14 protein-coding genes are annotated in these 25,228 nt (G+C 42.2%); 13 read left to right on the top strand and 1 reads right to left on the bottom strand.

Annotated features, from left to right (window positions below):
• The first annotated feature begins 72 nt into the window (after positions 1-72).
• From AAU57_RS04085 to AAU57_RS04120, 8 genes are read left to right on the top strand one after another with little or no spacing between them, the layout of a single operon-like run.
• Positions 73-1,431: a c-type cytochrome gene (locus AAU57_RS04085; RefSeq protein ID WP_055411711.1), complete on the top strand. Its 1,359-nt coding sequence runs from the start codon at positions 73-75 to the stop codon at positions 1,429-1,431.
• 20 nt (positions 1,432-1,451) lie between these two features.
• Complete coding sequence (locus AAU57_RS04090) at positions 1,452-4,517, top strand: TAT-variant-translocated molybdopterin oxidoreductase (RefSeq protein ID WP_055411712.1); 3,066 nt, start codon at positions 1,452-1,454, stop codon at positions 4,515-4,517.
• A gap of 25 nt (positions 4,518-4,542) precedes the next feature.
• Positions 4,543-5,979 (top strand): NrfD/PsrC family molybdoenzyme membrane anchor subunit, encoded by a 1,437-nt coding sequence (nrfD, locus tag AAU57_RS04095; protein WP_055411713.1) that lies wholly within the window; start codon positions 4,543-4,545, stop codon positions 5,977-5,979.
• 6 nt (positions 5,980-5,985) lie between these two features.
• Positions 5,986-6,519, top strand: coding sequence for a DUF3341 domain-containing protein (locus AAU57_RS04100; protein WP_055411714.1), 534 nt, complete (start codon positions 5,986-5,988; stop codon positions 6,517-6,519).
• Positions 6,519-7,277, top strand: a complete 759-nt coding sequence (locus tag AAU57_RS04105) for a c-type cytochrome (RefSeq protein ID WP_082438535.1) — start codon at positions 6,519-6,521, stop codon at positions 7,275-7,277. Before AAU57_RS04100 ends, AAU57_RS04105 begins: the two co-directional genes overlap by 1 nt.
• Before the next feature lie 23 nt (positions 7,278-7,300).
• Positions 7,301-8,767: a hypothetical protein gene (locus tag AAU57_RS04110; protein ID WP_055411715.1), complete on the top strand. Its 1,467-nt coding sequence runs from the start codon at positions 7,301-7,303 to the stop codon at positions 8,765-8,767.
• A 22-nt stretch (positions 8,768-8,789) separates the two neighbouring features.
• Positions 8,790-9,866, top strand: a complete 1,077-nt coding sequence (locus tag AAU57_RS04115) for a cytochrome c oxidase subunit II (protein WP_055411716.1) — start codon at positions 8,790-8,792, stop codon at positions 9,864-9,866.
• Between the two features lie 5 nt (positions 9,867-9,871).
• Entirely contained in the window at positions 9,872-11,695 is a 1,824-nt protein-coding gene (locus AAU57_RS04120) for a cbb3-type cytochrome c oxidase subunit I (RefSeq protein WP_055411717.1), read from the top strand.
• A gap of 73 nt (positions 11,696-11,768) precedes the next feature.
• Here AAU57_RS04120 and AAU57_RS04125 read toward each other — a convergent pair whose 3' ends face one another.
• Positions 11,769-12,275 carry a peroxiredoxin-like family protein gene (locus AAU57_RS04125; protein WP_055411718.1) on the bottom strand — a complete coding sequence of 169 codons (507 nt, stop codon included), beginning with the start codon at positions 12,273-12,275 and terminating at the stop codon, positions 11,769-11,771.
• Positions 12,276-12,412: 137 nt separating this feature from the next.
• Here AAU57_RS04125 and ruvB point away from each other — a divergent pair, with 137 nt between their 5' ends.
• From ruvB to sprA, 5 genes are all read left to right on the top strand, one after another.
• The gene (gene ruvB, locus AAU57_RS04130) at positions 12,413-13,441 is read left to right on the top strand and encodes a Holliday junction branch migration DNA helicase RuvB (protein WP_055411719.1); all 1,029 of its coding nucleotides are present in this window, start codon (positions 12,413-12,415) and stop codon (positions 13,439-13,441) included.
• 39 nt (positions 13,442-13,480) lie between these two features.
• Complete coding sequence (locus AAU57_RS04135) at positions 13,481-14,782, top strand: cytochrome P450 (protein WP_231717764.1); 1,302 nt, start codon at positions 13,481-13,483, stop codon at positions 14,780-14,782.
• A 167-nt stretch (positions 14,783-14,949) separates the two neighbouring features.
• On the top strand, positions 14,950-17,259 hold the full coding sequence (locus AAU57_RS04140; protein ID WP_055411721.1) for an NADP-dependent malic enzyme: 2,310 nt from the start codon (positions 14,950-14,952) through the stop codon (positions 17,257-17,259).
• 99 nt (positions 17,260-17,358) lie between these two features.
• Positions 17,359-17,940: a Holliday junction branch migration protein RuvA gene (ruvA, locus tag AAU57_RS04145; RefSeq protein WP_055411722.1), complete on the top strand. Its 582-nt coding sequence runs from the start codon at positions 17,359-17,361 to the stop codon at positions 17,938-17,940.
• A 51-nt stretch (positions 17,941-17,991) separates the two neighbouring features.
• Positions 17,992-25,185, top strand: coding sequence for a cell surface protein SprA (gene sprA, locus AAU57_RS04150; protein ID WP_197275434.1), 7,194 nt, complete (start codon positions 17,992-17,994; stop codon positions 25,183-25,185).
• Positions 25,186-25,228 lie beyond the last annotated feature (43 nt).

Below are 25,228 nucleotides of genomic sequence, written 5' to 3' on the forward strand. Positions count from 1 at the left end.
TGCAAGGCATTAAGGAAACAGTTGACTACTGTAAATATTGTGCCAAAGTTATCGTAATAATTATAGAACGAGATGACAAAAAAGAAATTACATATTTCACTATATCAGTTTATTATCGCTTCCCTTTTTGTGGTTTTCTCCTTTTCTGGAGTGGCCGCACAAGAGGATGCAACAACCTCTGATGGTGAATCTTCAGCTCCTGTAGAAGCCACTGATGCTCCTGCAGATTCTGGCGCTGGAGGAAACGCGACTCAAGGAGAAGCGCTGTTTAAAGCTAATTGTGCATCCTGCCACAGGTTGTATAAGGATGCGGTAGGTCCTGCGTTATTTAATGTGACACAACGACACGATCGCGAGTGGTTGTACAAATGGATTAAGAATTCATCTGCACTTATCGCAAGTGGTGATGCAGAAGCTGTAGCTCTTTACAATGAATGGGGACAGTCCAACATGAATGCCTTCCCGCAATTGAGCAACAGCGACATTGACGATATTCTTGCCTACACGGACACGCCGAAGCCGGTGCCTTCTGGTGGTGGCGGAACAACGACTGAAGTAGTTCCTGTTGACAATTCAATGACGAACAACATTGTTTTAGGTGCGCTTGCTCTAGTGCTTGTCGTGTTGATCGTAGTCCTTTTTGCAGTTAATACAACTTTAAAAAGATTTGCTGCAGCTAACGGTATACAGACAGAGTTTGAAGAAGAGAAGCCTGCTCGTACGCCTATCTGGCAATCATTTATACAAAATCAATTCCTAGTGTTAGTGTCTGCAGTGTTTCTATTGCTTGCAAGTGCTTACTTTGTATATGGTGGCTTGATGAGTGTAGGTGTGGATCAAGGTTATGCTCCAGTGCAGCCTATTCACTATTCACACAGGATTCACGCGGGTGTGAGCCAGATAGAGTGTAAATATTGTCACTCCAGTGTAAGAGAATCTAAGCATGCAGGTATTCCATCGCTTAAAGTTTGTATGAACTGTCACAAGTCCATCGCTGAGGTTGCTGAATCTACCTATGCAGAAGGAATGGAAGAATACGGTATCGACTATAACAAAGAGATCCAAAAGCTTTACAAAGCCACGGGTTGGTCTGATGCAGAGCAGGCATTTGTAGGTGAAGAGGAGCCTGTACGATGGGTGCGTATTCACAACTTACCAGATCTTGCCTACTTTAATCACGCACAGCACGTACAAGCGGGTAACATAGCATGTCAAACGTGTCACGGTGAAGTACAGGAAATGGAAATCATGTACCAATACTCACCATTAACCATGGGCTGGTGTATCAATTGTCACCGTGAGACTAATGTTGACTTACAAGGAAACGGGTATTACGAAGAGATTCATAAGGAGTTATCTGAAAAGCGTGGCGGTCGCCAATTGACTATCGCAGACTTAGGAGGACTTGAATGTGGTAAGTGCCACTATTAATATTATAGCTTAAGAAATTTATGGCTACTACTAAAAAATACTGGAAGAGCACAGCACAACTCGATGAGAGCAATGAGATGGTGAAAAATCTCGAGCAAAATGAGTTCGCTACAGCTATTCCTACTGAAGAATTTTTAGGAAATGATGAAGTGTTGGAAGCATCCAGCACTACGCGTCGTGACTTCTTGAAATATGTTGGGTTTAGCACTGCAGCGGCATCACTTGCTGCCTGTGAAGGTCCTGTGATCCATTCGGTTCCTTATGTGAACCAACCAGATCGTATCATTCCTGGTATGGCAAACTATTATGCCACTACTATAGCAGATGGTTATGATTTTGCTAGTGTTGTTATCAAGACACGTGAAGGTCGACCTATCAAGGTTGAAGGGAATCGTGATATTGCTGCGCGTGGTAACGCAAACGCAAGAGTTCATGCTTCTGTTTTGGGATTGTATGACAACAATAGATTAAAGACTCCTTTAGTTAAAGGTAAAGAAGCGACTTGGTCAGAGCTTGACAAGGAAGTGCGTCAGCAATTGAATGCCAATGCTGGGAAACAAATTGTTTTCTTGACACAGACATTCGCTAGCCCATCAACAGCTAGACTGATTGAAGATTTTAAAGCGGCTTATCCTAACGTACGTCAAGTAATTTATGACACGGTTGGTGAAGATGCTGCTCTTGATGCATTTGAGGCAAAGTACTTCCAGCGTGGTCTTGCAGATTATGATTTTGAGGATGCAGAATGCATTGTAGGTGTAGGTGCCGACTTTGTAGGCGACTGGCAAGGTGGTGGTTTTGACACCAACTATGCACAATCTAGGGTTCCTAAGAATGGTAAGATGTCGCACCACATACAGTTTGAGGCTAACATGACTCTTTCTGGTGCTAATGCAGACAAGCGTTATCCGGTAACTCCTACAGAGCAAAAGCAAATTATTGCTGCGCTTTACAGCAAGTTGGTAGGCGGTTCGGCAAACAACAACCTTTCTGAAAAAGTAAATAAAGCAGTTGAAGAAGCTGCTCAAAAATTGAGAAGAGCTGGTAGTAAAGCCGTTGTTCTTTGTGGATTGCCTGATCAAGGTGCCCAACAATTGACATTGGAAATCAATGAGCAATTGGGTAGTACGATCATTGATACAGCAGCGCCTGTGATGACCCGTCAAGGTAATCGTCGCGCCGTAGCTCAATTAGTAAAAGATATGGAAAGCGGTGCTGTAGGTGCTGTTTTTGTAGCTGGAGTTGATCCAGTATATAGCTATTCTGATAGTGACGCTTTCGCGAAAGCGTGGAAAAATGTACCCTTAACCGTTTCATTTGCATCTAGGTTAGATGCAACTGCAAAGGAGTCGATGTATGTGGCAACAACTCCTCATTATCTGGAATCTTGGGGTGATGTAGAAATGAAAATGGGAACAGTTTCCCTGATGCAGCCTACGATCAAGCCATTGTTTGATACACGCCAGATGCAGGACTCACTTTTGAAGTGGTCTGGAAGTGATGTGTCTTATAAAGATTATATCAAAACCTTCTCCACTGCAAATGGTGCTTCATGGAATCAATCCTTACAGGATGGTTTTTATGCTGCAGCAGGTTCTGAAACTTTGTCCTCTGGCGATCAAGTTCCTAATATAAACAATACTTCTGCCTTAAGAGATCTTTCTGGAGCTACCGCTGCTGGAGATTTTGAGTTGGTATTGTACACTAAAATATCAATGGGTGATGGTACACAAGCCAACAATCCATGGTTACAAGAATTACCAGATCCTATCACTAGAACCACTTGGGATAATTACTTGACCATCTCGCAAAAGGATGCAGATGCTTTAGGTATTGAAAACTTCAACGTTGCCAACGGTGCCCTTGATGGTACTTACGCCATTGTGAAAATGGACGGTGTGGAACGTAAGATTCCTGCTTTGATCCAGCCAGGACAAGCGCCAGGAACTATAGGTATCGCTTTAGGTTATGGTAGAACTTCTGGTATACAAGAAGAAATGCAAACCGGTGTCAATGCATTCCCTTTCTATAAAGATGGGATTTCAGTTCAATCTGTAAGTGTTGAAGCTGCAGGTGAGGTTCATGAATTTGCATGTACACAGTTGCAAAATACCATGATGGGTCGCGATATTATTCGTGAGACAGACCTTGCTACTTATATTGCAGGTGATCAGCATGAGTTTAACCCAATGCCTGAAGTTTCTTTGAATCACATTGAAACTCCAGTAACATCGCCAGATGTTGACCTTTGGGAAAGTTTTGACCGCTCAGTAGGACATCATTTTAATATGTCCATTGACCTAAATGCTTGTACCGGTTGTGGTGCGTGTGTTGTAGCATGTCATGCAGAAAATAACGTACCTGTTGTTGGAAAAACAGAAGTAAGAAGATCCAGAGATATGCACTGGTTGCGTATTGACAGATATTACTCATCCACAGATAGTTTTGAAGATGATGAATCCAAAAAAGATGGATTCTCAGGATTGTTTGGTGAGAATGGTTCTCTAGGTGGTTTTGGTGAGTTGGAAATTCCAGCAGACCAACCACAAGTTGCTTTCCAACCTTTGATGTGTCAACACTGTAACCACGCTCCATGTGAGACGGTTTGTCCAGTTGCAGCATCGTCACACGGTCGTCAAGGTCAAAACCACATGATTTACAACCGTTGTGTAGGTACAAGATATTGTGCTAACAACTGTCCTTATAAAGTACGTAGATTCAACTGGTTCTTGTATAATGGCAATGACGAGTTTGACTACCACATGAATAACGATCTAGGTCGTATGGTGATCAATCCTGATGTTACCGTGAGATCTCGTGGTGTGATGGAAAAATGTTCCATGTGTATGCAAATGACGCAAATGACCATTCTTGAAGCCAAGAAAGACGGTAGAATGATCAAAGATGGTGAATTTGCAACAGCATGTTCTAACGCTTGTTACAATGGAGCTATCAAATTTGGTGATATCAACGATAAGGAGTCTGAGATATTTAAATTGAAGCAACAAGATCGTATGTACCACTTGTTGGAAGAAGTAGGAACAGAGCCTAACGTGATGTATCAGGTTAAGGTAAGAAACGTATAATAATTAAGAAACTAATCAACGCATTATGGCTCATTACGAAGCGTCCATAAGAAGACCACTGGTAACCGGCGACAAAACGTATGCTGATGTTACTAAGGACATTGCCTTTCCTGTTGAGGGACCGGCAAATAAGCAATGGTGGCTGGTATTTACTATCGCTCTAATTGCTTTTCTTTATGGAATAGGATGTATTACTTACACAATATCTACCGGTATTGGAGTTTGGGGATTGAACAAGACCATTGGATGGGCTTGGGATATTACCAACTTCGTTTGGTGGGTAGGAATAGGTCATGCAGGGACATTGATCTCGGCGGTACTGTTATTATTCCGTCAAAAATGGAGAATGGCGATCAATAGGTCTGCAGAGGCGATGACAATCTTTTCGGTAATTCAGGCAGGTTTGTTCCCGATTATTCACATGGGTCGTCCATGGCTGGCTTACTGGGTGTTACCTATACCTAACCAGTTTGGTTCCTTATGGGTGAACTTTAATTCACCATTGCTTTGGGACGTATTTGCGATCTCAACATACCTCTCGGTTTCACTGGTATTCTGGTGGACAGGATTGCTTCCTGACTTTGCTATGATACGCGATAGAGCGATAACTCCCTTTAACAAAAAGATTTACGGTATCCTATCTTTTGGATGGTCTGGTAGAGCTAAGGATTGGCAACGTTTTGAAGAGGTTTCTCTCGTATTAGCTGGTTTGGCTACACCATTAGTACTTTCGGTACACACCATCGTATCCTTTGACTTTGCAACATCAGTTATTCCAGGATGGCACACTACTATCTTCCCACCATACTTCGTTGCTGGTGCGGTATTCTCTGGTTTTGCCATGGTGAATACGCTTTTGATCGTGATGAGAAAAGTATGCCACTTAGAAAACTACATTACTATTCAGCACATTGAGTTGATGAATCTGGTCATTATGATTACCGGATCCATTGTAGGTGTGGCTTATATCACTGAGCTATTTATGGCTTGGTATTCAGGAGTAGAATATGAGCAATATGCCTTCTTGAACAGAGCAACAGGTCCTTATGCATGGGCATACTGGGCAATGATGACTTGTAATGTGTTCTCACCGCAGTTCATGTGGTTCAAAAAATTAAGAACAAGTATTATGTTCTCCTTTGCAATATCCATTGTAGTAAACATAGGAATGTGGTTTGAGCGTTTCGTAATTATTGTCACATCATTGCACCGTGACTACGTACCATCTTCATGGACGATGTTCTCACCTACGTTTGTCGATATAGGTATCTTCATAGGTACTATTGGATTCTTCTTTGTATTATTCTTGTTGTATTCCAGAACTTTCCCAGTAATTGCTCAGGCAGAGGTGAAATCCATCCTTAAATCCAGTGGAAATAAGTACAAGGAATTGAGAGAAAGTAAAATGACGTCTAATCACGATAAAGCTTCCGGTGACCCGATAGCTCATCCTAGCGAGTAAATTAATATGGCGACACACAAAATACATGCTTTATACAATGACGATGACGTTTTGTTGCGTGCTATAAAGCAAATTAGAGAACAACATTATCACATAGAAGAGGTTTTTTGCCCTTTTCCCGTACATGGTCTAGAAAAAGCCATGGGACTTGCAGACACTCGTCTAGCTATTAACGCATTTCTTTATGGAATCGTAGGTCTTGCGGTAGCGACCGTGATGATGAATTACATAATGATAGAAGACTGGCCTCAAAACATAGGTGGAAAACCTAGTTTTTCCTATTTGGAAAACATGCCAGCTTTTGTGCCTATCATGTTTGAATTGACGGTATTTTTTGCTGCACACCTTATGGTAATTACTTTTTACCTGCGCAGTAGATTGTGGCCATTCAAAAAGGCAGAAAATCCAGACGTAAGAACTACAGACGATCACTTCTTAATGGAACTGGATGCACATGGTGAGGACATTGATTCCATTACTAAGTTTTTATATGATACAGGTGCTGTAGAACTTGTACTAATTGACAAAGAAAATCACTGATGAATAAGTTATCAAACACATTTCTGATTGCCATTTTGGCTCTGGTGCTTGTTTCCTGTGGAGACAGTAGCACTAAGGAAGTGAGTCCTAAATCTGACCGTAGCGTTCAGTACTTTCCTAACATGTATGAATCTGTAGGTTATGAGACTTATCAGGAAGGCGACATTTTCCCAGGAGATGTTGAGGCTCAAAAGCCAGTAGAAGGAACGGTTTCCAGAGGTTGGATGCCTTATGATTATGAAGATGATAATGATGGTTACGCTTCCGCGAAAGCGAACTTAAAAAATCCAGTACCGTTAACTGAAGCTCATTTGACGAACGGACAAGCCCTTTACAATATATATTGTGCGATTTGTCATGGTTCAAAAGGAGATGGTCAAGGTCATTTAGTAACTACAGAAAAGATTTTAGGTGTTCCTAGTTATGATGCTCGTGAGATTACGGAAGGGTCTATCTATCACGTCATGTATTACGGTATAAACTATATGGGATCTTATGCTTCTCAAACCAGTATTGAAGAGCGTTGGGAAATTACTCATTATGTGGAAGCCTTAAGAGCTGACCTTATGGGTGTTGCTCGTAAACCTGTCTTAACCGAAGATGGTAAGATGGTAGCACCTGAAACGCCAGCCGCTCAAGAAGAAACAGATTCACTTTCTACACAAAACACAGATAAGGATTCTGAAATCGAAGCAGATGTGCCGCCTACAACTGGTAGTGCGAACGCTCAAGGTGATAATATGAACCAAGGCCAGTAAAAGGATTCAAGAAGATATTATATATGTATACTCTTACAACTAAATTAAAAGTATTTGCCATAATCCTAATGGTTGTGGGCGCTGTGTTTACAGCTATTGGCTTTCTTGCTGTTCCTGCAGATGAGGCAGCTGTTGAGGAAATGCTTGCTAAAGAAGAAGCAGCTCACGGCGGTGCTCATGGTGAAACACATCAAGTCGGTGAAGATCATTCTGGATCCACACACGAAGGTGCAGCTGGTGACCATGCTATGGAGTCTCATGACACGGAAGACATGCACATGGAAACGGGTTATGTTACGGATAACGACGTCGCTCATGCTGACGACGCTCATACCACGACACCACACGAGGCCGAAGACCACGCTGGTTCTCATGCAGAGCATGTTTATCACCAGTTGGTAAATCGTCCATGGTCTGCGGTATATGTAGCTTGTTTCTTTTTCTTTATGATTGGTTTAGGTGTTTTAGCATTCTATGCCATCCAGAAAGTAGCGCAAGCAGGTTGGTCTCCGGTACTATTTAGAGTCATGGAAGGTATCAGCAGTTACATACTGCCTGGTGGTATTCTAATGTTCTTATTGTTACTGGTAACAGGCCTAGGTCTGAACCACATTTTTACTTGGATGACTCCGGGAATTGATGATCCAACAAGTGAAGCCTATGATCATATCGTAGCTGGCAAGACTGGATTTTTAAATGTTCCATTTTGGTTGATTCGTGCCGGTATTTTCTTGGTAGGTTGGAATATCTATAGAATGAACATTCGTAAGTTCAGTTTAAAGCAAGATGAGAGCCCAGAAGGTAATGTTTGGTACAAGAAGGCATTTAAGCACAGTGCTATGTTTTTAGTATTCTTTATTGTTACGGAATCTATCATGGCTTGGGATTGGATCCTTAGTTTTGATCCACACTGGTTCTCTACATTATTTGGATGGTATGTTCTAGCGAGTATGTTGGTTTCTGCTATAACGGTCATCGCTTTAGTAACTATATTCCTTAAAGGAAAAGGTTACTTGGAGTTCGTTAACGATTCCCACATCCATGACCTTGCAAAGTTCATGTTCGGTTTCAGTATTTTTTGGACTTACCTGTGGTTTTCACAGTTCATGTTGATCTGGTACTCTAATATTCCAGAAGAGGTGACATACTTTGTTACACGTATCAACGACTACAACATTTTGTTCTTTGGAATGGTCGCAATTAACTTCCTTTTCCCGTTATTAATTCTGATGAATTCCGACTTTAAACGTGTGAATTGGTTTGTTGTAACGGCTGGTATTTTCATCCTTATAGGTCACTATCTTGACATTTATGTGATGGTGATGCCAGGAACCGTAGGAGCATCTTGGTTTATTGGTTTTCCAGAGATAGGAGCATTTATGTTTTTTGCAGGTCTATTCTTGCTATACGTATTCAATACCATGACGAAGGCACCACTATTGGCTAAAGGAGATCCTTTCCTAGGTGAGAGCAAACATTTTCATTATTAAAATTTCATAGAAAAAAACTGTAATGACAGCATTTCTAATCATATTAATTGCAGCACTTCTTGCCGTTTCGATCTGGCAAATATCCAAGATTGTTAAACTAGGCAAGGCTCCAGATCCTGATACGGATCAGAGCGAAGTTGCTAACGACAATGACAACAAGCGTAATGGGCAAGGAATGCTCATATTCGTAATTGCGATGTACATCATGATGATAGCTTGTTTCATAGGCTATCAAGACTACTTTTTACCAGATGCTGGATCTGAGCACGGTGTGGAATATGACAACCTACTGTTACTAACAACAGTGGTGATCATGATTGTACAGTTCTTGACTCAAGCATTGTTGCATTGGTTCTCGTATAAATATCACGGAAAGAAAGGTCAACGTGCCTTATTCTATGCTGATAATGACCGTCTAGAGTTTATTTGGACGGCTATCCCAGTTGTAGTGTTAGCTGGATTGATTTTATGGGGATTGTTCTCATGGAATGATATCATGGATGCTAATACCGATGATGATCCTTTGATCGTTGAAGTATATGCCTATCAATTTGGTTGGAGAGTTCGTTATAGCGGTGCAGATAATACCCTAGGAGATGCAAACGTCCGTTTTATTGAAGGTACTAACCTTGTTGGTATAGACCCAACGGATGCAGATGGTATGGACGATGCACTTGCGCAAGAATTGCACTTGCCGGTAAATAGACCAGTATTGTTCAAGTTCCGTTCTCAAGACGTGTTGCACTCTGCATATATGCCACACTTTAGAGCACAGATGAACGTTGTACCTGGAATGGTCACGCAATTCAAATTCACGCCTACGGTTACTTCCGAAGATTATAGGTCTACTGAATTTATGACTGAAAAAGTTCGTAAGATTAATGAGATACGACGACAAAAAAGCAAGGAGCTTTTAGCCGCAGGAGATGTTGGTTTAGATCCTTATGAATTTGAATACTATTTGCTTTGTAATAAGATCTGTGGAAAATCCCACTACAATATGCAAGCAAAAATAGTCGTAGAGACTGAAGAAGAATTTAATGAGTGGCTAGCTGCTCAGGAAACATTTGATCAAACATTAGCGAAAGCTGAAAATTAGTACTTATGGGACAAGCTGTTGCAGTTGCACACGATGACCACGGACATGACGATGGGCATCACCACCACAAAGAAACCTTTGTAACTAAATATATATTTTCTCAGGATCATAAGATGATTGCAAAGCAATATCTTATTACTGGGTTAATCATGGGTGTTATTGGTATTGCCATGTCTCTTTTAATGAGAATGCAAATTGCCAATCCCGAAGAGCCAAACGTAATCTTTGAAGCACTACTTGGGAAATGGGCTCCAGGTGGAGTTATGGATCCAGGTATTTATCTCGCACTGGTTACTATTCATGGTACTATCATGGTATTCTTTGTACTAACTGCTGGTTTGAGTGGTACGTTCTCTAATTTCTTGATTCCATTACAGATCGGTGCTCGAGATATGGCATCTGGATTCTTAAACATGGTATCTTATTGGTTGTTTTTCCTGTCTTCCGCGATAATGATTGGTTCTTTATTCGTAGAGTTAGGACCTGCCGCTGCTGGTTGGACCATTTATCCACCACTTAGTGCATTGCCTGAGGCTATGCCAGGCTCTGCAATGGGTATGACCTTGTGGCTAGTATCTATGGCGATTTTCATTGCCTCATCATTATTAGGTTCTTTGAATTATGTAGTAACCGTAATCAACCTAAGAACTAAAGGAATGTCAATGACAAGATTGCCATTGACCATCTGGGCGTTTTTCGTTACCGCTATTATTGGTATTGTTTCGTTCCCAGTATTGTTTGCTGCAGCGTTGTTATTGATTATGGATAGAAGTTTTGGAACTTCCTTCTTCTTATCTGACATCTACATTCAAGGTGAAGTTTTAGCAAACCAAGGTGGTTCTCCAGTATTGTTCGAACACTTATTCTGGTTCTTGGGTCACCCAGAAGTTTACATTGTATTGCTACCTGCACTAGGGATCACATCTGAAATTATTGCTACCAATTCTCGTAAACCTATCTTTGGTTATCGTGCCATGGTTGCATCCATTCTTGCAATCGCATTCTTATCTACAATTGTTTGGGGTCACCATATGTTTATTTCTGGGATGAATCCTTTCTTGGGATCGGTATTTACGTTCACAACTCTTTTGATCGCGATACCATCTGCAGTAAAAGCATTTAACTATATCACCACTTTGTGGAAGGGTAACCTCCAGATGAATCCAGCGATGCTGTTCTCTATTGGGCTAGTATCAACATTTATCACGGGTGGACTTACAGGAATTATATTAGGTGACAGTACACTGGATATAAATGTCCACGACACCTATTTCGTAGTAGCTCACTTCCACTTGGTAATGGGTATATCTGCATTGTATGGGTTATTTGCTGGAGTTTACCATTGGTTCCCTAAAATGTTCAACCGCATGATGGATAAGAATTTAGGTTATGCACACTTCTGGATGACCGCCGTTGGAGCGTACGGTGTGTTTTTCCCAATGCACTTTGTGGGAATGGCAGGATTACCTAGACGTTACTACACCAATACAAACTTTCCATACTTTGATGATTTAGCAGATACCAACTCGTTGATTACCTACTTCGCGATTTTTACTGCGGTAGCCCAATTGTTCTTTGCATATAACTTTGTGAAGAGTATCTTCTTTGGTAAGAAAGCACCAGCGAATCCTTGGAAATCCAATACTTTGGAATGGACTACTGGTGACAAGCACATCCACGGTAATTGGGCTGGAGACATACCTCATGTACACAGATGGCCTTATGATTACTCAAAACTTAATGAAGATGATGAGTATGTTATAGCCGGACAGGATTATGTGCCACAGCACATTCCACTACAGCCTAAAGAAGAAGAAATGAATCACTAAGAAATCATTGATCTTAAATAAAAAAGGTGGAGCATTCGCTCCACCTTTTTTGTGTGATGTAATGAGATCCAGCTTAAGCTCCTCCACGAGCAGGATAACCCTTGTCTTCAATAAAATCGATAGCGTTTAGAAGATCATCCAGTTGTGGTCTGGCAAATGGCATGGTTTGCACGGTACTACCATATAACGTTCCGTCTTTTTTGATGAGGAACAGTCCTGGTTCAGAGAACAATTCAGGTTCTTTCTCGCTAATACCTTCAGATAGGTAAAGACCCCATTCTTGGGCTTGTTCTTTCGTTAGGTTGTATCCTACAGGAATGCTTTCAATATCCCATTCATCGCCCGTTTTTTTAGCGCGCTCTTCAGTGTCCATGCTTATCGCGATAACATTCACGCCGCGATCTACAAAATCAGTTAATTTATCTTTCAAAGATTCCAATTGCTTTTTGCAAACTGGGCAGTGATAGCCACGATAAAACAAGATCAACGTATACTTTTCTGGGTCCTGCTTTGCCATGGACCATTGGGTATCGTTGATGAGATCGAGTTCTAGATGTGGTACTTTTTGAGTAGGTTTCATATTTTTATTTTCAATATAGCGCTGCCTTTTCCTATTTCTACTAAATTCAAGCTAATTGATATAATGTTGAGAATAGTTACGCTTTCGCGAAAGCAAAAACACGACGAACAATTTCACTATCGACTATCTTTGAAACTATGAATGAGCACCTAGACGCAAGCGGCGATAATTTTTCTAATGAAGAGCACGACATAGAGCGTGCCTTAAGGCCGTTATCATTTGACGATTTTGCTGGTCAGGACCAAATATTGGAGAACTTAAAAATCTTCGTCCAGGCGGCAAATCAACGTGGTGATGCTTTAGACCACACTCTTTTTCACGGTCCTCCAGGATTGGGAAAAACCACACTGGCGCATATTCTCGCTGCAGAATTAGGCGTAGGCATCAAGGTGACTTCAGGACCAGTTCTGGATAAACCTGGTGATCTCGCTGGATTGTTGACCAATCTTGACGAGCGTGATGTCCTTTTTATAGATGAGATCCATAGGCTTAGTCCTATTGTAGAAGAATACCTCTATAGCGCGATGGAAGACTATAAGATCGACATCATGATCGAGACTGGTCCTAATGCCCGTACGGTACAGATCAATCTTGCACCTTTCACTCTTATTGGAGCGACAACTCGTAGCGGTCTATTAACCGCACCCATGCGAGCCAGATTTGGGATTTCATCAAGATTACAATATTATACTACAGAACTTTTATCCACCATCGTGGAACGCAGCAGCGAGATCCTACAGGTACAAATCGATCAGGAAGCTGCCATTGAAATTGCGGGACGCAGTCGTGGTACACCGCGTATTGCAAATGCATTGCTTAGAAGAGTGCGTGATTTTGCTCAAATCAAAGGAACAGGAAATATCGATCTGGATATTTCCAGATATTCACTTAAAGCACTGAACGTAGATGCACACGGTCTGGATGAAATGGACAACAAAATATTGACGACCATCATCGACAAATTTAAAGGTGGACCCGTAGGTATCACTACGCTTTCTACAGCTGTTTCAGAAAGTGCGGAAACCATCGAGGAAGTCTACGAGCCGTTCTTGATTCAGCAAGGTTTTATCATCAGGACACCTCGTGGCCGTGAAGTGACAGAGCATGCCTACAAACATCTAGGCAGAACGCCTAATGCAAGAATGGGTGGTCTTTTCGACCAATAGCCTATGCGATCGATTGAAAAAGTACCCACGTTACGGTTTTTGTCAAAAACCAGGCAGATCTACAATGATCCGCTGCCTTTTCATAGGGAGAATTTCCAGAGGTACAGCAATACATTTAAGATAAGCCCTAAGCCTGGCTTGACTATTCATTTTACCTGCGACACAGAGCTTACAAAGCATATCCTCCAAACCAATCAGCGCAATTACAACAAGTCCAGCCTACAAACAGATGATCTTGGTAAATACATAGGTCACGGATTGTTAACTGAAAATGGCGAGAAGTGGCGTGCCAACCGCAAGCTGGTCCAGCCGGCATTTTACAAGAAACAAATTGCCACACTCATGGATTCCATGGATCAGGTGATTCAAAAAGAGCTGTCCAGGATTACTCTGGATAAACCCGTTGATATTCATGAAATATTCAGTGATCTAGCTTTTAAAGTGGTTGCGCGCAGCCTGTTCTATCTAGAAGATATGGATGAGCGCATCGCACGCTTGCAATATATTACCGAGGCGGCTCAAAAAATGTTGATCAAAGAACTACGTGTGCCGTGGATGCTTTGGTACTTCAATAGTAAATGGCTTTCAGGAACCTCGAGTATTTCTTATCACATGGAATTGATAGAAGAGGCACGATCCATTTTGCAGGAAATCATCAATCAGCGCAGGACAGAGAAAAAGGAATACGGCGATCTACTGGACATGCTGTTGCAATCCACCTATGAAGATGGGTCCCATATGACCGATCCACAATTGATAGACGAGATCCTTGTATTGTTTATCGCAGGTCATGAAACCACGGCAAACGCATTGACTTTTGCCACGCAATTGCTCGCACATCATACAGATAAGGCCGCCATTGCCAGAAATGAAATTGACCAACTGGAAAGCGATGACCTCATGGTCCAGATGAAGGAACTGGAATACACACGACAAGTCCTTGAAGAAACCATGAGAATGTATCCGCCAGCTTATGTGACAGATCGCGTGGCGGTAGAAGACGATGTTTGCGGTGATATCTCATTACCTGCTGGCAGCATCTGGCTCATCAGTTTTTATGAAATGCATCGGCGTCAGGATTTATGGGACCAGCCAGAAACCTTCCTGCCAGAACGCTTTAATGCCGAAATCAAAAAGCAATGGAACGACCAATACTTTCCGTTTGGCGCTGGGCCACGCATGTGTATAGGTAATAATTTTGCGATGTACGAGATGGCTTTGGTCATCAAGAACATCTTGAAAAACTATGATCTCAAGCCTATTGGCGATGTCATCGAGTACCATCCGTTGATCACTTTACGACCCAAAAACGCCCATGTCACCTTCACTGCTAGAGCTTAGCAAATTGCTAGCTCAAATGTTTGACAGGAAAATGAATGTGTAAATGAGTTCGCTTTCGCGAAAGCGAATTCTTTATAAACTACCCTTTTCTTACCTATATATGCGGTTTTGATAAAACAGGTTGAGCCCTATAATCGCTACCTTTGTCACAGCCTAAAAAGCAACCTATGAGCAGCAAACCTAGCAGAAGAAGAGAAGCACTGGTTTATCACGCCAAACCTACACCTGGAAAAATCAAGGTAGTACCTACCAAAAAATATAGCAGTCAGCGAGATTTGTCACTGGCCTACAGTCCTGGCGTTGCAGAGCCTTGTCTGGAAATTGTCAAGGATAAAGCAAACGTCTATAAATACACTACTAAAGGGAATTTAGTGGCTGTGATCAGTAACGGTACCGCTGTTTTGGGCTTGGGCGACATAGGTCCTGAGGCCAGTAAACCCGTCATGGAAGGAAAAGGACTGCTGTTTAAAATCTTTGCAGACCTTGATTGTTTTGACATTGAGGTAGATACCAAAGACGTAGAAGAGTTTATCGCAACGGTCAAAAATATCGCACCTACTTTTGGTGGGATCAATCTGGAAGACATCAAAGCTCCAGAGGCTTTTGAAATTGAGCGCAGACTCAAGGAAGAACTGGACATACCGGTCATGCATGATGACCAACACGGTACGGCAATTATTTCCAGTGCAGCGTTATTGAACGCCTTAGAACTCGCCGAAAAAAATATTGAGGACGTCAAGATTATCGTTTCTGGTGCGGGAAGTGCCGCGATTTCCTGTACATCACTTTACGTGAAACTAGGAGCGAGGTTGGAGAACATCATGATGTTTGATATAGATGGTCTTATCACAAAATATAGAACGGATTTAGGTAAAATGCAAATGCAGTTTGCCACCAGTCGCGAGGCGATGTCTTTAGAAGAGGCTATGGTAGGTGCAGACGTCTTTTTGGGACTTTCTGCAGGTAATATTGTATCGCAAAAAATGGTGCAATCCATGAGTGATAACCCCATTGTTTTTGCGATGGCAAACCCGACGCCAGAAATTGATTATGATCTAGCCATGGCGGCTCGTGAGGATATCATTATGGCCACAGGTCGCAGCGATCATCCTAACCAGGTGAATAATGTATTGGGTTTCCCATTTATTTTTAGAGGTGCGATGGACGTTCGCGCCACAAAAATCAATGAAGAAATGAAGCTGGCGGCGACTTATGCACTGGCTAACCTAGCCAAAGAAGCCGTACCAGAGCAAGTCAATATTGCCTATGGAGAGTTGAAGCTCAACTTTGGCCGTGATTACATCATCCCTAAGCCATTCGATCCACGATTGATATCTACCATACCGCCAGCCGTCGCTAGAGCGGCAATGGAATCTGGAGTGGCTCAAGAGCCTATTACAGATTGGGAAAAATACGAGGAGCAATTGCTTAGCCGTATGGGATCTGACAATAAGCTCGTAAGATTATTGTTGAACCGTGCCAGAACAAATCCAAAAAGAATTGTTTTTGCCGAAGCAGATAATGTTGACGTTCTAAAAGCCGCACAAATCGTGTTGGAAGAAGGCATAGGAACACCTATACTTTTAGGAAGAAAAGATGTCATTGAAGAAATGATGGCAGATCTGGATTTTGATCAGCCGTGTTTGATCATTGACCCTAAAACAGATGAGGAGTCTGCGAGACGTGATCGTTATGCTCATGAATTCTGGAAACTGCGCCAGCGCAAAGGAGTCACCGAATTTGATGCAGGTAAAACCATACGACAGCGCAATTATTTTGCAGCGATGATGGTTAAGGTAGGAGATGCAGATGCGTTAATCACTGGTGTGGCACAATCGTATCCGCGATCCGTGCGACCCATGATGGAAATTATAGGAATGGCTCCTGGTGTCGATAAAATCGCTACGACAAACCTCATGATCACAGATCGAGGGCCGTTGTTCATTTCTGACACTTCCATCAACATAGATCCTGACGCTATTGAGTTGGCCAAAATTGCCCAAATGACTGGCAGGACTGCAGCCATGTTTGGTATTGATCCTGTAATGGCTATGATCTCTTATGCTAACTTTGGATCGAGCAAACACCCTAATGCTTCAAAGGTGACCGACGCTGTCAAATACCTGCATCAATATTATCCTAGTATAGTGGTAGATGGAGAGATCCAGACGGACTTTGCCTTGAATGCCGATATGCTCCAGCAAAAGTTTCCTTTCTCAAAACTGGCAGGAAAAAAAGTCAACACGCTTATTTTTCCTAACCTGGAAAGCAGTAACTCCACCTACAAATTGTTGAAAGAATTGCGTGGCATTGACTCCATAGGACCTATCATGATGGGAATGCAAAAACCCTGTCACATACTACAATTGGGTGCCAGTGTTGACGAGATCGTCAACATGGCCGCTGTGGCCGTGATCGATGCACAACAAAAGGAAAAAAGAGCAGCTGAACTTTCTAAAAGCGGGAAGACGGCATAGTCATACCATCTTCTCATGGACCACAAGGATGCCGGTAGATATTATCGGCATCCTTGTATTTATTTTGTTACATTTGATCGATTGCTAATATCCTGTTAAATGATAGCCCAATTGCAAGGCCAGCTGGTCGAGAAAAATCTTACTGATGTCATTATAGACTGTGCCGGCGTAGGTTATTTTGTAGAGATATCACTTCATACCTATTCTTTAATTCCAGATGGCGACCTTGTCAAGCTATACACCTATATGCTGGTGCGGGAAGATGCGCACCGACTTTTTGGTTTTATGGAAAAAAGTGAGCGGGAAGTTTTCAAACTGCTCATTTCAGTTTCTGGTATAGGTGCAAACACGGCGCGTACCATGTTGTCTAGTCTAGATCCATCCCAGATCGCGCAAGCTATCGCAAATGGTGACGTTAGAACCATTCAAAGTGTCAAGGGAATAGGAGCAAAAACGGCGCAACGTGTCATTCTGGACCTGCGCGACAAAATTCTTCAAGTACTGGAAGATCCACAGATTTCTGTATTGCCAAGCAATAGAGGCCGCGAAGAGGCGTTATCTGCATTGGAAACCCTAGGTTATCTGCGCAAACAAGCTCAAAAGGTGGTCGACAAGATCCTTTCCAGCAAGCCAGATGCCAGCACAGAACAACTCATTAAGGAAGCACTTAAACAATTATAGGATTTGAGATACGTATATATTAACCTGATACGCAAGTATTTATATGTCGTAATGTGTTTCATTGTTTTCGCTTTCGCGAAAGCGCAACAACCCACAACCACTCCTGCAGACACCACTGCATCTCAAATACAATTAGGAAGAATCACCTTGCCAGATCCTCCTAGCATCACCTCGCTGTACATCTATGATGCAGATCTGGATCGTTACATTTTTAACCAGCGTTTTGGAGAATATCGTATCGATTACCCATTCACGCTGACTCGCGAGGAATACCAAAAAATCGTGATCAAGGAACAGATGCGCACCTATTTTAGGGAGAAATCAAAACTTCTTGCCGGTAAAACCGAAGCGGATAAGGAGAAGCAAAAGAATTTGTTGCCCAATTTCTATGTGGATTCTGATCTTTTTGAGAGCATCTTTGGCGGTACGGAGATCAGTATCATTCCGCAGGGAAATGTGGCGATCGATCTGGGCGTGCTGTATAACAAGACAGATAACCCTAGCTTTTCTCCTAGAAATAGGCAAAACGTCACTTTTGATTTTAACCAGCGAATTAACCTAAGTCTTTCGGGAACCGTTGGAACCCGACTGAATGTGAACGCCAACTACGACACTCAAGGTTCCTTTGATTTCCAGAATCAAATAAAACTGGACTACACGCCTACTGAGGATGATATCCTTCAAGGTATCGAGGTAGGTAATGTGAGCATGCCGCTCAATTCCCAGTTGATACGTGGTGCTCAAAGTCTTTTTGGTGTGAAGGCAGATTTGCAATTCGGTAAAACACGCATCACAACCGTCTTTTCAGAACAGCAATCAGAATCCCGTACGGTACAGGCTGCTGGTGGAGCCACCGTCAACGATTTTGACTTTTTCTCACTGGACTATGACGAGAACAGACACTTCTTTTTAGCACATTATTTTAGGGATACCTATGATCAATCGCTGGTCAACTATCCTTTCATCAATAACAACATACAAATCACAAGAGCTGAAGTTTGGATCACTAATCGTGGTAATCGTACTGAAGATGTTCGTAACCTCGTGGCGATCCAGGATCTTGGAGAATCAGATCCCACCAATATAGGTCTGGACCAGCAGCCACCAGGATTTCTCAATGTTCCTGCAGGTAGTTTTCCTAGCAACGGGAACAATGACTTTAACCCTATTGCAATTAATTCTGGCGGTGAGACTGTGCTTAATCGTCAAATAAGAGATATCGCAACTGTAGAGCAAGGTTTTGGAAGTGTGCAGGTGAATGAAGGCTTTGATTATGTTACTCTTGAAAATGCGCGGCAGCTTAATCCAAATGAATTTAAACTCAACACACAGTTGGGTTACATTTCTTTGAACCAGCGATTGAGTAATGACGAAATCGTAGCCGTAGCATTTCAATACACCGTAGGCGGTCAGGTATTTCAAGTAGGTGAATTTGCCAATGATGGTGTCAACGCCACAGAAGTCAACCAGAACCCAGCTGCAAATGAGCAAGCGGTAACCAATCAAAACCTAGTTGTCAAATTATTAAAAGGGAATCTCACTAATGTATCAGAACCTATCTGGGACTTGATGATGAAGAACATCTACAACTTAGGCGGTTCTAGATTATCTCAGGAAGATTTCAAACTCAATATATTTTATCAATTCCCACCAGAATTAAATTACATCACTCCAGCAGAAGGTACGCTGGCAAATCCTGCAGTGCCACTGCCTGATGATGTGGAAGAGACGACCCTGATACGTGTATTTAATCTGGACCGTTTAAACAAGCAAAACGACCCGCAACCAGCAGGTGATGGGTTCTTTGATTATGTGGAAGGACTCACCATTGATTCTGAAACAGGCCGAATCATCTTTACCAGCGTAGAACCTTTTGGAGAGTACCTCTTCAATAAGCTGGACAATACCCCAAATGGAGGTCCAGAAGTGTACAACAATCCAGATACGTACAATGCTAACCAGGCGAAATATGTCTATAGAGACATGTATCGTACTACCAAGGCACAGGCGCTACAAACGGCTGAAAAAAATAAATACCTAATCAAGGGTGAATACAAAGCGACAGGTCAGCAAGGAATTCCCATAGGTGGTTTCAATATACCACGAGGTTCGGTTACGGTGACCGCTGGTGGTCGAACGCTACAAGAAGGTATTGATTATACAGTGGATTATGCGCGAGGTAGCGTTATCATTCTCGACCAAGCGCTCTTGAATTCAAATACTCCTATACAGGTTTCTACCGAAAACAATTCAACCTTTAACCAGCAAACCAAAAGGTTTACGGGTATCAATGTCGAGCATACTTTCAATGAAAACTTTATCGTAGGTGGAACATTTTTGAATCTTAAAGAGCGACCTATTACCCAAAAGTCCAACTATGGTACGGAGCCTATCAACAATACGATCATAGGTGCCAACTTCCTCTACAATACTGAAGTTCCGTTTTTGACAAGGTTGGCCAATAAGTTACCCAATATTGATACGGATGTCATCTCCAATTTATCTGTTAGAGGTGAAGCCGCGTATTTATTTCCGGGATCACCAGACAGTGATAATTTTGATGGTAGAGCCGCAGCCTATGTGGATGATTTTGAAGGTTCACAAACATCCATAAATATCTTATCTCCATTAGCTTGGAACCTAGCGAGTACACCAGTAGCTTTTGAAGGAGCAGGATCACCTTCCAACCCGTTAGCTTACAATTATTCTCGCGGTCGACTGGCTTGGTATACTATTGACCCTATATTTTATGGTAATCAACGTCCCGATGAGATAACCGATGCAGATGTTTCTGACTACCGTACAAGGCGCGTGTTTATAGATGAGATTTTCCCACAGGTGGATATTCAGCAAGGACAGACCCAAGTGATCAACACCTTGGACTTATCCTTCTATCCAGACGAACGAGGATCCTACAATTACAATCCTGCAGCAGCTGGAACCGATATTCTTCCTAACCCAGCAGACAGTTGGGGTGGAATCACACGCAGTTTCTTAAGTACAGATTTTGAGGCTACTAATGTGGAGTACATCCAGTTCTGGGTCATGGATCCATTCATGTATGATCAAACAAATGATGGTGGAACGATCTCCATCAACTTGGGAAGTATCTCTGAAGATATTTTAAAGGATAACCGCAAGCAATATGAAAACGGGTTGCCAGAAGATGGCGGCACCGATTTGACGGTTTCAACCGCTTTTGGAAAAGTTCCCTTGAACCAATCACTGATTTATGCTTTTGATACGGAAGGTCAGGAACGTATCAATCAAGATATAGGTCTCGATGGATTTAGCGATGCCGAAGAAATTGCAAATTTCCCTCAATTTGGTCCAGATCCTGCGGCAGACAATTATGAATATTTCATAGCTGCAGATGGAAATATCCTGGAGCGCTACAAACGATACAATAATACTGAAGGAAACTCACCTACAGATGTCACCCAAACAGATCGTGGATCTACCACTCAACCAGATGTGGAAGACATCAACCGTGACAACACGATGAATACCATCGACAGTTATTTTGAGTACGAGATCGAGATCGCACCAGGCAGAATGCAAGTAGGTACTAATCCTTATGTCTCAGACTCCAGACTTGTCACTTCAACCTTGCCTAACGGTTCTACAATCGATACTAGATGGGTTCAATTTAGAGTGCCATTAAATGATCCTACTCGTGAGTCCATTGGAGAAATTGCAGATTTCAGGGCGATTCGATTTATGAGAATGTACCTGTCAGACTTTGAGGTGGATACTTTCTTGAGGTTTGGTGCGATGGATTTAGTTCGTGGTGATTATCGTAGATACACGGCTTCACTCGACCCTAATGATCCTAACGTTGATAATGATCAGACCTCGTTTGAGGTTCAAGCCGTCAACATTGAGAATAACGATAGAAGAGAACCTATTCCTTATGTATTGCCTCCAGGTGTGATCAGGGAAGAACTGAGAACTCAAAACCAAAATATTCGTCAGAATGAGCAGTCGCTAGCTCTTTTAGTGGAAGATCTAGAAGCTTTTGATAGAAGAGCCGTTTTCAAGAACATTAGAATTGACATGAGGCAGTACGAAAATCTTGAGATGTTTGTACATGCAGAATCTATGGTGGACAAGCAGCCGCTTCTTGATGGTGAACTGGAAGCCTTTATACGTATAGGTGTTGACTTTACTGAAAATTACTACGAGATACGATTACCCTTAACGCCTACACCATTCAATAGTACTAGTCCAGAAGAAATCTGGCCTGCCGCAAATCGATTTGACATAGATCTTTCATTATTACAGGAGATTAAGTCCAGAGTATTGAGTGATCCTGCTTTGATCAATAGTGAAGTAAACTTTTTTAATCAGGCAGATCTTGATCCAGATTCAGCAGGTGAACCCAACCAGCAGATCTATGGTATCAAAGGAAACCCTAATTATGGAGATGTGCGAGCGGTCATGTTGGGTGTACGAAATAATGTCAAAAGCTCCATTAGTGGTGAGGTGTGGTTTAATGAATTGCGCCTTTCTGGACTTCAAAATCAAGGAGGTTATGCGGCCATTCTCAATCTGGATGCAAACATGGCAGATTTTGCCACGGTCAGTGCCAACGGTAGACGCAGTACCATTGGTTTTGGATCCATTGAACAAGGTCCCAATGAGCGCAGTCGTGAAGATGTGACCCAGTATGATGTCACTACAAGTCTAAGTCTAGGACAGTTGTTCCCGCAAAAATGGGGATTGAACTTGCCGTTCTCCTATCGCATAGAAGAAGAAACGGTGACACCTCAATTTGATCCTCAGTTTGAAGATATTGAGTTGGATACAAGACTGGCAAATGCTACCAGCGACCAGGAACGTGAGGCGATTAGAAATCAGTCAGAAGATTATACAAAGAGACAGAGCGTTAACCTTATAGGTGTTAGTAAGGCCAGAACAGGCGACAGCAAGCCTATGCCTTATGATATAGAAAACTTTGTGTTCTCTGGATCATACAATCAGACTGACCAGCGCAATTTTGAAATCGAAGAGTTCAAGGATCAATCCGTGAACGTGAATGCTACCTATAATTATGCATTTCCAGAGTTGAAATTTGAACCGCTCGTTAAGGCAGACACTACATTCTCAGGTGATTATTTCAAATTCCTCAGGGATTTCAACGTCAATCTGTTGCCTAATGTGTTTACTGCCAGCGGTACTGTACGTCGTCAATTCAACACACAAACCTTTAGGGATTTACAGCTGGATACCAACCCAGTAGATCTGGATGGTGATGGTATCCCAGATGCGCAAAATATTGCTCTGGCACCATTGACCAATCGTAATTTTACACTGGCCAATCAATATGCCATCACTTGGGACCTTACCAACTCCTTGAACTTGAACCTGACAGCTAACAACGACCGCATCATACGCAGTTACATCAATACAGAGGACAACACCATTGACGAGAGCTACACATTGTGGACTAATTTCTTGGATGAAGGTATACCAGACTCGCACACCAGACAGTTTAGAGCGACTTATGAGGTGCCGTTCGAGAAGTTTCCTTTTCTCGCTTTCGCGAAAGCGACATACACCTACACAGCAGATTTCAACTGGCAGCGTAACTCACAACAATTTGCACAGCTAGACGGCATTCCCAACTTAGGAAACAGTGTCCAAAACGCCAATACGCACCGTATCAATGGTAATTTGGATTTGGGTAAATTGTATTCCTACGTAGGACTGGAGAAGAAGAAATTTGGCGCTGCGGCGCGTAAAGAAGCACAACAACGCACGGCAAGTAGATCGCGCAATCGACTGCCTACAGCCAGACAGGAAAAAGGTGAAGAGCAAGAAAAAACTGAAGAAATAAAAATTCCAAAGAAGAATTTTGCCAACCAGGCTTACAACACGCTGATAGGGATCGCAACATCTGTAAAACGAGCGACCATTAATTATGAAGAAGGTAACGGTATTTTCTTGCCAGGATATACACCTAGCGTTGGATTTATTGGGACCTTAAGACCTAGTACAGGATTTACTTTTGGTAGTCAAGCCGAAATTAGGGATCTCGCCGCTAGACGTGGATGGTTGACGTTGTACCAAGACTTCAACGAGCAATATGCAGAAATCGAGCGACGTAAACTGAACGTGAACTTTAGTGTGGATTTGTTGCCAGACCTTAAGATCGACATCGTTTCCAACAGACAGTATCAAGAGACTTTTAATGAAAATTATAGGGTAGATCCAGATGATCTGACGTATCAATCGTTAACGCCGCAAACCTTTGGTAACTTCAGTATTTCAACACTTATGTTAGGTACGGCTTTTTCTAAAAGTAGTATCGAGGATTCCCAGACTTTTGACCAGTTTAGAGACAATAGATTGCAGGTGGCAAACAGGCTTGCAAGAGAATTTTATGGGACTGATAATTTCTCACGTGATGACGATGGTTTCCCTAACGGGTTTAGCCGCAATAGTCAAAACGTATTGTTGCCATCATTTTTAGCAGCCTACGAAGGTCGTGATGTCAACGACCAAGATGATAATGCCTTTAAGGATATACCATTGCCTAACTGGGATATCAAGTACACAGGTCTCATGAAGTTGGCCTGGTTTAGAAAAACATTCAAGCGCTTTAGCCTACAACATGGTTACCGTTCTGATTATACCATCAACAGGTTCCAGACTAATTTGAATTTTTCTGCAGGAAACGGTGGTTTAGAATATGAGCAGCAAAACCAGCAGGTATTGAATCAAAACGGAGATTATAAGCCTGCCAATTTGTATTACAACATCAATTTAACCGAAGCTTTTAGCCCGTTGATCAAGGTAGATTTTGAAATGAGAAACTCGCTGTCCATAGCAGCCGAGTGGAGAAAGGATAGAGCGATATCCTTGAGCTTTGATAACAACCTATTGACTGAGATAAGCGGTAATGAGCTTGTTCTGGGTGTAGGATACCGTATTAAAGACGTTCCTTTTAGAACGAGTGTAGGTGGTCGCAGCAGGGTTATCAAAAGCGATCTTAACTTAAGGCTGGATGGATCGGTTAGGGATAATATCACTATCATAAGATATCTGGATCTGGAAAACAGTCAAGCAACAGCTGGACAAACCATTTATGGTGCTAAATTCACGGCAGAGTATGCCTTTAGTAGAGCATTTCAAGCGCTCTTTTACTATGATCATACGTTTTCTGAATTTGCTATTTCTACAGCATTCCCGCAAACCACCATTAGAAGTGGTATCACCCTACAATATACTTTTGGGAATTAAGAGGCACAGCGCCTAAATAACGTTATACTTTTTTACTTTTGTC

It is taken from the genome of Nonlabens sp. YIK11, from assembly GCF_001413925.1.
GTDB lineage: Bacteria > Bacteroidota > Bacteroidia > Flavobacteriales > Flavobacteriaceae > Nonlabens.